The organism is Novosphingobium mangrovi (assembly GCF_022818885.1).
GTDB classification, from domain to species: Bacteria; Pseudomonadota; Alphaproteobacteria; order Sphingomonadales; family Sphingomonadaceae; genus Novosphingobium; species Novosphingobium mangrovi.
In genome coordinates this window covers 1-11,467 of record NZ_JALHAT010000073.1, presented here as the reverse complement: position 1 = coordinate 11,467, position 11,467 = coordinate 1, and the positions used below count along the sequence as shown (strand labels likewise).

Here is an 11,467-nt window from a genome sequence, read left to right as displayed (position 1 = left end):
CGGCGGGCTCGACCTTGCCATCGACCACAAGGGCTCGGGCCTCTCGGGCGGCGAGCGACGGCGTATCGGGCTGGCCCGCGCGCTGCTTTCGGGCCGCCCGCTGCTCCTGTGCGACGAGCCCACCGCCGACCTCGATGCCGCCAGCGCCGCGCAGATCGTCGCCGTGCTGCAGGAGCTTGCCCGCGAGCGCGCGCTCCTTGTCGCCACCCACGATGAAACCGTCCGGGCCATCGCCCAGCAGGAGATCGCCCTGTGAGCCGCCCCGCCTCTTCGCATCCGGTCGAACTGGCCCGCCCGACAGCCCCTGTCCGCCGCGTGCTGCGCCTCGGCACCCTCTCGGCCGTGGTCGCAGCGCTGAGCGGCTTGCTGCTGCTTGGTGTATCGGGCTGGTTCCTGACCGGCGCGGCCATCGCGGGCGCCTCCGGCCTGCTGGCCGTGCAGGCCTTCAACTACCTGATCCCCAGCGCCGCGATCCGCCTCCTTGCCATCCTGCGCACGGTCAGCCGCTACGGCGAGCGCATGCTCTCGCACAAGGCCGCCTTGACCGCGATGGCGGACCTGCGCAGCCGCCTCTTCCGCCTGCTCGCCGTGCAGGACACACGCCATGCCCCCGATGTCTCGGCAGGCGAGGCGAGCGCGCGACTGATCGGCGACATCGAATCGCTTGAAGACCTCATCGTGCGCCAGCCCACGCGCCCGGGCAGCCTGGCCGCCGCGCTGGCGGGCGTGGCCCTCGCCACCCTTTCGGGCTGGTTGCCTGCGCTGCTGCTGGCAGGGCTGCTCGTGGTCTTTCCCTTCGCCGTGACCGCGCTGTCGCGCCGCCTCACCGCCGCCCCTGCACGCGTCGCCGCCGAAGCGTTGGGCGAACTGCGCGCCCGTTATGTCGACATGGCCCAGGCCCGCGCCGAGATCGCGGCCTACGGCCTTGTCGAGACGGTCCTCGACGAACTGGCCGAGCCCCTCGCGCGCCTCGATGCCGCACGCCAGGCGCTGTTCCGGGCCGAAGCCGGTGTTGCCGCCTTCCAGCTCCTCTACGGCGCGCTGGCGGCCATCGCCGTCCTTGCCACAGCCTCGGGCGGCCCCGCTCTAGCCGCGCTCGGCCTGCTTGCCGCCACCGCGGCCATCGAAGCGCTTGCGGCGATCTCACGCACCGCGCTGCGCCAGGCCCGTGTCGAGGAAGGCCTGCACCGTCTGGAGAGCCTTCTGGACCTTGCCGAGCCGCCTTTGCCGACAGCGCCGAGCGCCCCCCTCCTCGCCGCCCCCTTGCGCCTTGGCACCCACGACTTTTCCCCCGGCAGCCACATTGCCCTGCTGGGCACCTCCGGCTCGGGCAAGACCCTCGCGCTCGAAGCAATGGCCGGACTTCGCGCCAGCACGGCGCCGATCTGGATCGACGGTATGCCGCTGGCCGAATGCGCCGAGGAGAGCTTGCGCGGCCAGTTTGCGCTGAGCGCGCAGGACGCGCCCTTGCTTGCCGGATCGATCGCGGACAACCTGCGCCTCGCCCGCCCCGGGATCACCGAGGACGCAATGCACGCCGCGCTCACCGTCACCTGCCTCGACGAGAGGATCGCGCGTCTCCCCGCAGGCCTTGACACCCTGCTGGGCGAGGACGGGGCACCGCTTTCGGGCGGGGAGCGCAAGCGCCTCTCGCTGGCCCGCGCGCTGCTGGCCGAGCGCCCCTGGCTGCTGCTCGACGAACCCACCGAAGGGCTCGACGGTGCAACCGAACGCGAACTGGTACGGCGCCTTGGCGACTGGCTGAAAAGCACGGGTACGGGCCTGGTGCTGGTCTCCCACCGTCCGCACCCGCTTTCGCTGGCGCAGCACAGCCTGCCCATCGACGCCCTGACGCGCGCCTGAAAACAGGCGCCGCGCAGACAAAAAAACAGGCGGCCCGTCACGAGGTAGGGCCGCCCGAAGGTGGGGAGAAGCGGTTCGCACCGGGGCCAGAGACAGCCAGCGGTGCGCGACCGGCAACTCTCTTCTCGCAGACGCGGCAGGAACCGGCTTTGATCATGGTCAAATCGCAGTTGCGTTAATTACAATTCTTGCCGCGCCGCGCTCACGTGAGGAGAGGATGCGAAGATCTTTCGCGAAGTTCTTTGCCGAACCCTTAATTCGCGCTCCGGCGCGTCGTTCTGGTCTTGGATGGGACATGACCGCTTTCGACCGACCCCGACCCCGCGCGAACGGCGGCTGCGCCAGTGCGCGCGCTTTGCGCTCACCGACGCCTGCGGCCAACCGATCGAGGTGATGGTGCGCGACATATCCTCGCGCGGGCTGAGCGCGGCCGCTCTCGGCACACCGCCGCCCGCCGAAAGCGTCGTGCGCGCCCGGCTGGAGAACGGTCAGGAACTGTGGGGCCTGGTGCGCTGGCGCGAAGGCAACCTCTTCGGGGTCGAGTTCGACACCCGCGAGGGCGCGCTCAAACCGCGGAGCTGAAACGCCGCAGCGAATCCTTGCGATAGGGATCGAAGCGCGCCGCGATCGAGCGCGCGTAGGGCACGCCGCCCGGCCGGATGACGAGATCCTCGCCATCGATCTCGCACAGGTCCGCATCGAGATAGGGGCGCAGCAGCGGCAGGGCCTCGGCGCGCAGAGTCTCGTCAATCCGTGCCCGACCCCGGCACAGCAGCGCCTCGATCACCGCCCCGCGGTGCTGGTCCTGCGCCGTTCGCGCGATGCCCCGGTTCACCGGCAGCCGGTCCTGCGAGAGCATCATGCGGTAACGCCCGGTGTTCTTCTCGTTCTGGGCAAGCAGGCCCGGAAAACCGCTGATCGCCGAAGCGCCAAGCCCCAGCAGCACGTCGGACGGGTCCTCGGTGAAGCCCTGGAAGTTGCGCCGCAAGGTGCCCTTCAACATGGCCTGCGCCAGACTGTCGCCGGGCAGGGCGAAATGGTCGAAGCCGACCGGCACGTAGCCTGCATCGAGCAGGAAGGAATAGCCGTGCGCGGCCATCGCGAAGCGCGCCTGGGCATCGGGCAGGTCGCTTGCGTCGATCTTGCGCTGGCGCGGGATCATGTGCGGGACGTGGGCGTAGCCGAACAGGGCGATGCGGTCCGCGCCCAGAGCCACGGTCTGTTCCAGCGAATCGTCGAGATCCGCCATGGTCTGGCCGGGCAGCCCGTACATCAGGTCGAAGTTCAGCGAGGTGATCCCCGCCGCGCGCAGCATCGCGGTCGAATTCTCGATCATGCGGGTCGGCTGGACGCGGCCGATGGCCTCCTGGAGATGCGGCGCGAACGTCTGCACACCAAGGCTCGCCCGGTCGATGCCGATGGCGCCGATCACCGAGGCCCATTCCGAGCCCAGCGTGCGCGGATCCAGTTCGATCGACATGACCGGGTTCGTCACCCCGAAATGAACGATCAGCGTATCGACGATACGCACGAAATCGATAGGCGAAATACCGTTCGGGCTGCCCCCGCCAAAGGCGATGCGCGAGACCTTAGCGCCCTTGGGCACGCGCTCGGCGACCAGGCTGATCTCGTGGTTGAGGGCATCGAGGTAGCTCGCCACGCGCTCGGCCTTGTTGGCCGCGCTCGTGTTGCACCCGCAATACCAGCAGATCTTCTCACAGAACGGGATGTGCACGTAGAGCGATATGTCCCCGCGCACGTCGGCAAGTGCCTGGACGAAGTCGCCTTCGCCCACCTCGTCGCCGAATTCGGCCGCGGTCGGGAAGCTCGTGTAGCGCGGTACCGGGACCGCCAGCAGATCGGGGTGATATGTCCACATGCAGGGGACCTTGGGCGATCCCACCGAGCGCTTCATTGCGATTGATCAAGCCACGCTGACAAGATCGCACAGGGGATGCCTGAAGGGCCCCAAAGGGACCCTGGCCTCACCCCTTCGCGTCCTGGTCGCTGTCCTCCTCCTCCTCGATGAGGATGCGGTTGGCGGCCCCGTCGAGGTCCTCGAACTGGCCGCTCTTCATCGCCCAGAAGAAGCCGACCAGACCAACCAGCCCCATGATGAGGGCGAGCGGTATCAGAAACCCGAGTATTGTCATGGTTCGCGCGCTTACGCCTGCTCGCTTGCCCGGCCCGCCGCGCGGGCAAGACGCAAGGAATTGCCCACGACGACAAGCGAGCTGCCCGACATCGCGATCGCGGCGACGAGCGGGGTCACGTGCCCCAGGATCGCGAGCGGCACCGCAAAGACGTTGTAGATCGCGGCCATGGCGAAGTTCTGGCGCACGATGGCCATGGTCCGACGCGCCACGCGCAGCGCCAGCGCGACCGGCATTAGGCGCTCACCCACGAAGACCGCGTCGGCCGCCTGCTGGCTGACATCGCTTGCCCCGCCCGGCGCGATGGAAACGTGCGCTCCGGCAAGGGCAGGCCCGTCGTTGAGGCCATCGCCGACCATAAGCGGGAAGTGCCCTGCGCCCTTCAGCCGCTCGAGCAGCGCGAGCTTCCCGGCCGGCTTCATCGAGTGGGTGGCAAAGAGGCCCAAGTCCTTGGCAACAGCGCCTACCGATGCCTCGCGGTCGCCCGAAACGATGGCCGCCGTGACGCCCTGCCCGGAAAGCTCTGCTAGCGTTTCGCGCACATCGGGACGCAGCGGGTCGGAGAAGGCAAGCCGCGTGCGCGTGCCATCTATGAGCAGGTCGACGGCAAGCCCGCCGACCTCGAATTCGGGGCGCAGCAGCGCGACCTCGCGGCCCTGATAGCGGGCCTGCATGCCCTGCCCGGCTTCCTCGCTGACGCCGTCGAGCACAGCAGGCTCGGTGCCCGCGGCGCGCAGCGCCTTGGCAAGCCCGCGGCTCAGCGGATGGCGGCTCGCCTGCGCGAGCGCGAGCGCAACGCTGCGGCCTTGCGCATCGAGCACGTCCAGGTCCACCGGGCGCGGCTCGCCCAGCGTCAGCGTGCCTGTCTTGTCGAACAGCACCTGATCCACCTCGGCCAGGCGTTCGAGCGCAGAACCATCCTTGATGAGCAGGCCCCGGCGCATGAGCGCGCCCGAAGCGACGACCTGCGCGGCGGGCACGGCGAGGCCCAGCGCGCAGGGGCAGGTGATGATGAGCACCGAGACGGCAATGAGAAGCGCCTTGTAGACCCCTGCCCCCGCCAGCCACCAGCCCAGGAAGCTGAGCGCGGCGAGACTGTGCACGGCAGGCGCGTAAAGCCGCGAGGCGCGGTCGGCGATGCGCACGTAGCGCGAGCGCGACTGTCCGGCCTCGTCCATGAGGCGCGCGATGTCGGCAATCGCGGTGTCCTGCGCGGCGGCCGTCACCTTGACCCGGACCGGATCGCCCAAGTTGATCATCCCAGCATGGATGGTCTCGCCCTCCAGCACGGGGCGCGGCTCGCTTTCGCCCGTCAGCATCGAGGAATCGATGCGGGTGCGCCCTTCCACGATCACGCCATCGGCGGCGAGCGATTCGCCCGCGGCCACCAGCATCACCATGTTCGGCGCCAGCCCCTCGGCCGCGACGTAGCGGGTCGAGCCGTCCGGGTTCAGCACCTGCGCGCCCTTGCCCATACGCCCCAGCAGCGCGGCAATCCCCGAACGCGCGCGGCTGCGCATCATTGCATCGAGTACGCGCCCTGCGAGCAGGAAGAAGAGCAGCATTACCGCGCCGTCGAAATAGGCGTGGGGGCCACCGGTCAGCGTCTCGTAGAGGCTCATGCCCGTGGCGAGCAGGACACCGATGCTGATCGGCACGTCCATGTTGGTACGCCGATAGCGCAGCGCCATCGCGGCCGAGGCGAAGAAGGGACGCCCGGCATAGGCGATGACAGGGACCGCGATGAGCGCACTGATCCAGTGGAACATGTCGCGCGTGATCGCGTCCGCCCCCGACCAGACCGAGACCGAGAGCAGCATGATGTTCATCATGCCAAAGCCCGCAACGGCAAGCGCCCGGGCCAATCGGCGCTGTTCGCCATCATCGCGGCCAAGCGGATTCTCGGCGGCGCGCTCGGCCTCGAAGCCGAGCTTGCGCAGCGCGTCGATCAGATCGTCGTCAGTGATGGCGGAGGCGTGATGGACGGCCACGCGCTTGGCCGAGAAGTTGACGCGTGCCGCTTCCACACCCGCGATGGCGCCCAGACCGCGCTCGACCTTGGCGATGCAGCCCGCACAGCGCATGCCCGGAACCGTAAAGCGGCTGTCGACGAAATCGGCCTCAAGGGGCGTGGCGTTGTCCGGGGACGGCGCCACGAGATCGGTGACAGGCGCGTTCACAGCACGGCCCGCTCTGTCCGCCAGATCGCGCCCTCAGGCGTCTCGACGCGCAGGCGCAGCGTCCAGCGCCCCTCGGGCAGGACAGCGTCGCTGGCCCAGGTGCCGTCCAACCCGCGCGTGAAGGTCAGCTCCTGGTCGGGCTTGTGCCCGAGCGGGTGGCGTGCCTCGGCAACCACCTGCGCGTCCTCGGGCGCGCCGGTCAGCTCGAGCTGGAGGCGGCCATCGCCACGCCGGGCCACCGCGACCTGCCAGCCCAGCGCTTCCTCGCGGCGGGCCTCGTCGAGCCAAGTGTTGAACTTCTGGCTGGCGACGTAGGAGTTCTCGACGACGATACCGCCGAAGGTACGGCTCGCCAGCGTGGCCATGAACACGTTGACCCCCACGATGACCGTGAAGCCGGCCACCAGGATCAGGGTCATGTGCTTGCCGGTAAAGGGCTTGCGCGTGGGGCGTTTCGCCATGTTCGTGTCACCTGCCATCATTCGTCTCCAGGCGCATCGAACTGCGCCTTGGCGGTATCGCTTTCACGCTCTTCCCCCTGCGCTTCCAGGGTGAAGGCGAAATCCTGGTCGCGGGTGTCCTGCGGCGCCACGACGTAAACCCGCACGACCTGCGTCGCATCGGGCGCGACGGTGCGCGTCAGGCTCCGCGATGCGGCCTCGCGGGCCATGTCCTCGGTCCACATCACCGCGCCGGGCAGGCCCTCGATGCCAAGGTCCATTTCGCGCGGGCGGTTCTGCATGTTGTGCAGACGCAGGGTATAGCCGTTGCGCACCGAACCATCGCTCATCAGGATATAGGGCGGGTTGCGGTCCTTGGCGACCGAGACATCGGTGTGGACGCGCGTGCCCAGCATGAACAGCAGACCCAGGCCAATGCCCGCCCATACCGCGAAGTAGACGAGCGTGCGCGGGCGCCAGATGAGCTTGGCGTGCCGGGTGGGCGGATGGCCCTTCTTCTCGTTCTCTGCATCTTCCAGCGTCGCGTAGTCGATGAGGCCGCGCGGGCGGCCGGTCTCGGCCATGACGCGGTCGCAGGCATCGATGCACAGCGCGCAGGTGATGCAGCCGATCTGCGGCCCCTCGCGGATATCGATGCCGGTCGGGCAGACCGCCACGCACTGGTTGCAGTCGATGCAGTCGCCGTATTCGCCGGGGTTCTTCTGCGCCTTCTTGAGGCTGCCGCGCTTCTCGCCGCGCCACTCCTTGTAGGTAACGATGAGGCTCTTCTCATCGAGCATCGCGGTCTGGATGCGCGGCCAGGGGCACATGTAGATGCACACCTGCTCGCGCATGAAACCGCCCAGCGCAAAGGTGGTGAGCGTGAGGACAAGCACCGTGCCGTAGGCGACGGGCGCGGCCGTGCCGCTCCAGAACTCCTGGTGGAGCGTTGGGGCATCGGCGAAGTAGAAGATCCACGCGCCGCCCGTGGCGAAGGAGATCGCGAGGTAGATCGCCCACTTAAGCAGGCGCCGCGTAATCTTGGCCGGGCCCCAGGGGGCCTTGTAGAGGCGAAACCGCGCGTTGCGGTCCCCGTCGATAAGGCGGTCGACATGCTGGAAGAGGTCGGTCCAGACCGTCTGCGGGCAGGCATAGCCGCACCACGCGCGGCCCACCGCGCTCGTCACCAGGAACAGGCCGATGCCCGCCATGATGAGGAGGCCCGCCACGAAATAGAATTCCTGGGGCCAGATCTCGATGCCGAACATGTAGAAACGGCGGTGTTCAAGATCGATCAGCACCGCCTGGTCGGGCGCGTAGGGACCGCGATCCCAGCGCAGCCAGGGCGTCACCCAGTAGATCGCCAGGCACGCCGCCATGATCACCCACTTGATGCGGCGAAACTTGCCGTCGATGCGCCGGTTGAAGACCGGCTCGTGCTTGGCATAGAGCGAGACCGGAGCCTCGGCGCTGGGGGTGATCGGTTCTGGCTTGTTCATGTCCGTTGTCCGCCCGTCATCGAAATGGGGGGCTGAGCGGCCCGGAAGGTGTGATCCGGCCCTTCGCAAAGGAGGCGAAAGACCGGGTTACGCCTGGAGGGTCAGGCCGGGGTCCTTGCCACCCCGGCCCGTGTCAGTCCTGTGCTACTCGCGTGTCTCGGCCGTGTCTTCGGCCATATCCTCGCCTTCGGGCGCCGCTTCGGCCACCGGCGCCGCGAACTCCTCACCGCCGCCCAGCGAATGGACATAGGCCGCGAGCATCTTGATCGTGACCGGATCGAGGCGCTCACCCCAGGCCGGCATCACGCCGTGGTGCGGGTGGTGGATCTGCGCTTCGACTTCGGCCTTGCTGCCCCCGTCGAGCCAGATCGCGTCCGAGAGGTTGGGCGCGCCAAGGTCGCGGTTGCCCTTCGCGTTCTCGCCGTGGCAGACCGCGCAGTTGTCGGCAAAGACCTGCGCGCCGCGCTGGGTCGCCGCGCTCTTCTGCGCCTTGCCCGAGAGGCTGAGGACGTAGCCGGCCACATCGCTGATCTGTCCGGCATCAAGCAGGCCGTCGCTGCCGAAATTGGGCATCATCGACTGGCGCGTCATGTCCTCGCCCGGCTGGCGGATGCCGTAGATGAGCGTGGTCTCGATGGTCTGGAGGTCACCGCCCCACAGCCAGTCGTCGTCGTTGAGGTTGGGATAGCCCTTGGAACCCGCCGCGCCCGCGCCATGGCACTGCACGCAGTTGACCTTGAAGGCCGCCGAGCCGCCCGCAACCGCTGCACGCATCAGTTCGGGATGCTGGGGCAGTTCCTCGATCGGCATGTCGGCCAGCGAGGCGACGGTCTTGGCGCGCGCCGCGGCGGCTTCATCCATCTCTTCGGCAAGCTGCCCGCGGCTGGTCCAGCCCAGGACGCCCTGCGTGGCCGAGCTGATCCCCGGCCAGGCCGGGTAGGCCACGGTGTAGCCGATCGCAAAGACGATGCAGGCGTAGAAGGTCCAGAGCCACCAGCGCGGCAGCGGCGTGTTCAGTTCCTCGATCCCGTCCCATTCGTGGCCGACGGTCTCGGTCTGCGTGGCTTCGTCAAAACGCTTGTCAGCCATCGTTCTCGTCCTTGAAGATCATGGTGGCAGCTTCCTCGTTCCTGGCCCGGTGGCCTGGCCGGAAGGGCCAGGCGACGAGCACGAGGAAGACCAGCATCATGGCGAGGAGCCCCCAGCTGTCGGCAATGTGCCGCAGCGTCTCGTAAGTGGAGTGCGCGTTCATCGGCCCTTCTCCGAGGCGAGTTCCTCCTGAGCCGCCGCGTCATTCACGTCGACGAGGGTGCCCAGCATCTGCAGGTAGGCGACCAGCGCGTCCATTTCGGTGAGGCGCGAAGGGTCGCCGTCGAAGTCACGGATCTGCGACTTGGGATAGCGCTCCTCGAGGTCGCCGGCGTCGGCCATCGGATCGGCCTGGGCCGAAAGGTCGGCCATGGCCATCTCGATGTCCTTGTCGGTGTAGGGCACCCCGACGTGGCGCAGCGCGGTGAGGTTGGCCGCGATGTCGGGGACATCGAGGTCGTTCTCCGCGAGGAACCCGTACTTAGGCATCACGCTTTCGGGCACGACCGACTGCGGGTCGGTGAGGTGCTGGACGTGCCAGCTGTCCGAGTAGCGCAGGCCCACGCGCGCCAGGTCCGGCCCGGTGCGCTTGGAGCCCCACTGGAACGGGTGGTCGTACATCGATTCGGCGGCGAGGCTGTAGTGGCCATAGCGCTCGACCTCGTCGCGGAAGGGACGGATCATCTGGCTGTGGCACACGTAGCAGCCCTCGCGCACGTAGATGTCGCGGCCAGCCTGTTCGAGCGGGGTGTAGGGGCGCATCCCCTCCACCTTCTCGATGGTGTTGTCGATCCAGAACAGCGGGGCGATCTCGACGATGCCGCCCACGATCACCGCACCGAAGGCGCAGACGCCGAGCAGGGTGATGTTCTTTTCGAGCTTCTTGTGGCGCTCGGTCATGGAAGTCATTTTACCTGTTCCCTTTCCAAGCGCTTCAGTTGGCCTGCGCGGCGCGGGCGCCGGGCAGCGGCTTGTCGGCCTCGGGATCGTAGGAGGCGTTGTGCATCGGCGCTTCCTCGCGCAGCTGCCCCGCGATGGTCTTCCACACGTTGAGGACCATGATCGCACCGCCCGCGAGGTAGAGCAGGCCGCCAAAGGCGCGCATCGCATACATCGGGTACATCCGGGCGACCGTGTCGGCGAAGGTGTTCACGAGGTACCCGTCCGCGCCGTATTCGCGCCACATGAGGCCCTGCATGATGCCTGCGACCCACATGCTCGCGGCGTAGAAGACGATGCCGATGGTCGCGAGCCAGAAGTGCCAGTTGACCATGCGCACCGAGTAGAGCCGCTCGCGGTTCCACAGACGCGGCACCAGGTAGTAGATCGCGCCGAAGGTAATCATGCCGTTCCAGCCCAGCGCGCCCGAGTGGACGTGACCGATGGTCCAGTCGGTGTAGTGCGAGAGCGAGTTGACGAACTTGATCGACATCATCGGGCCCTCGAAGGTGCTCATGCCGTAGAAGGCGAGCGCCATCACCATCATACGGATGATCGGGTCGGTGCGGACCTTGTCCCAGGCGCCGTTCAGCGTCATCAGGCCGTTGATCATGCCGCCCCAGCTGGGCATCCACAGCATGATCGAGAAGACCATGCCCAGCGTCTGCGCCCAGTCGGGCAGCGCGGTGTAGTGCAGGTGGTGCGGCCCGGCCCAGATGTAGATGAAGATCAGCGACCAGAAGTGGATGATCGAGAGGCGGTAGGAATAGACCGGACGTTCGGCCTGCTTGGGCACGAAGTAGTACATCATCGCCAGGAAGCCGGCGGTCAGGAAGAAGCCGACTGCGTTGTGGCCGTACCACCACTGCACCAGCGCGCCCTGCACGCCCGCAAAGACCGGGTAGCTCTTCGAGCCGACGAAGCTGACGGGCCAGTCGAGGTTGTTGACCACGTGGAGCATGGCCACGGTGATGATGAAGGAGAGGTAGAACCAGTTCGCAACGTAGATGTGCGGCTCGGAGCGCTTGATGATCGTGCCTACGAAGACCGCCAGGTAGCAGACCCACACGATCGTCAGCCACCAGTCGACGTACCATTCGGGTTCGGCGTATTCCTTGGACTGGCTGATGCCCAGCACGTAGCCGGTGGCCGCGAGCACGATGAACAGCTGGTAGCCCCAGAACACGAACCGCGCGAGGCCCGGGAAGGCCAGGCGCGCCCGGCAGGTGCGCTGCACGACGTAGTAGCTCGTGGCGATCAGCGCGTTCCCCCCGAACGCGAAGATCACCGCCGAGGTGTGCAGC

Annotated in this window: 12 protein-coding genes; 3 read left to right on the top strand and 9 right to left on the bottom strand. The window is 67.7% G+C overall.

What is annotated here, in order from left to right; all coding sequences use genetic code 11:
- From MTR65_RS19730 to MTR65_RS19720, 3 genes are all read left to right on the top strand, one after another.
- On the top strand, positions 1 to 256 hold a 256-nt coding region (locus MTR65_RS19730), incomplete at its 5' end, for an ATP-binding cassette domain-containing protein (protein ID WP_243803249.1).
- Positions 253 to 1,863, top strand: a complete 1,611-nt coding sequence (locus MTR65_RS19725; protein WP_243803247.1) for an amino acid ABC transporter ATP-binding/permease protein — start codon at positions 253 to 255, stop codon at positions 1,861 to 1,863. The genes MTR65_RS19730 and MTR65_RS19725, both read left to right, overlap by 4 nt.
- Before the next feature lie 288 nt (positions 1,864 to 2,151).
- Positions 2,152 to 2,445, top strand: a complete 294-nt coding sequence (locus MTR65_RS19720; protein WP_243803245.1) for a histidine kinase — start codon at positions 2,152 to 2,154, stop codon at positions 2,443 to 2,445.
- On the opposite strand, the gene hemN is transcribed toward MTR65_RS19720, so the two are convergent.
- The 9 genes from hemN to ccoN form a co-directional block, all read right to left on the bottom strand.
- Entirely contained in the window at positions 2,429 to 3,742 is a 1,314-nt protein-coding gene (hemN, locus tag MTR65_RS19715) for an oxygen-independent coproporphyrinogen III oxidase (protein WP_243803243.1), read from the bottom strand. The genes MTR65_RS19720 and hemN overlap by 17 nt on opposite strands.
- 106 nt (positions 3,743 to 3,848) lie before the next feature.
- Complete coding sequence (ccoS, locus tag MTR65_RS19710) at positions 3,849 to 4,016, bottom strand: cbb3-type cytochrome oxidase assembly protein CcoS (RefSeq protein WP_243803241.1); 168 nt, start codon at positions 4,014 to 4,016, stop codon at positions 3,849 to 3,851.
- A gap of 11 nt (positions 4,017 to 4,027) precedes the next feature.
- Positions 4,028 to 6,196 carry a heavy metal translocating P-type ATPase gene (locus MTR65_RS19705; RefSeq protein ID WP_419145069.1) on the bottom strand — a complete coding sequence of 723 codons (2,169 nt, stop codon included), beginning with the start codon at positions 6,194 to 6,196 and terminating at the stop codon, positions 4,028 to 4,030.
- Positions 6,193 to 6,657, bottom strand: a complete 465-nt coding sequence (locus tag MTR65_RS19700; protein WP_243803239.1) for a FixH family protein — start codon at positions 6,655 to 6,657, stop codon at positions 6,193 to 6,195. Before MTR65_RS19700 ends, MTR65_RS19705 begins: the two co-directional genes overlap by 4 nt.
- A 17-nt stretch (positions 6,658 to 6,674) precedes the next feature.
- Positions 6,675 to 8,135 (bottom strand): cytochrome c oxidase accessory protein CcoG, encoded by a 1,461-nt coding sequence (gene ccoG / locus MTR65_RS19695; protein ID WP_243803237.1) that lies wholly within the window; start codon positions 8,133 to 8,135, stop codon positions 6,675 to 6,677.
- 144 nt (positions 8,136 to 8,279) lie between these two features.
- The gene (ccoP, locus tag MTR65_RS19690; protein WP_243803235.1) at positions 8,280 to 9,224 is read right to left on the bottom strand and encodes a cytochrome-c oxidase, cbb3-type subunit III; all 945 of its coding nucleotides are present in this window, start codon (positions 9,222 to 9,224) and stop codon (positions 8,280 to 8,282) included.
- Complete coding sequence (locus MTR65_RS19685) at positions 9,217 to 9,387, bottom strand: cbb3-type cytochrome c oxidase subunit 3 (protein ID WP_213500088.1); 171 nt, start codon at positions 9,385 to 9,387, stop codon at positions 9,217 to 9,219. Before MTR65_RS19685 ends, ccoP begins: the two co-directional genes overlap by 8 nt.
- Positions 9,384 to 10,133, bottom strand: coding sequence for a cytochrome-c oxidase, cbb3-type subunit II (gene ccoO, locus MTR65_RS19680; RefSeq protein WP_039389679.1), 750 nt, complete (start codon positions 10,131 to 10,133; stop codon positions 9,384 to 9,386). Before ccoO ends, MTR65_RS19685 begins: the two co-directional genes overlap by 4 nt.
- A 25-nt stretch (positions 10,134 to 10,158) precedes the next feature.
- Positions 10,159 to 11,467 (bottom strand): cytochrome-c oxidase, cbb3-type subunit I (gene ccoN, locus MTR65_RS19675; protein WP_243803232.1); only part of this gene is annotated, 1,309 nt, incomplete at its 5' end.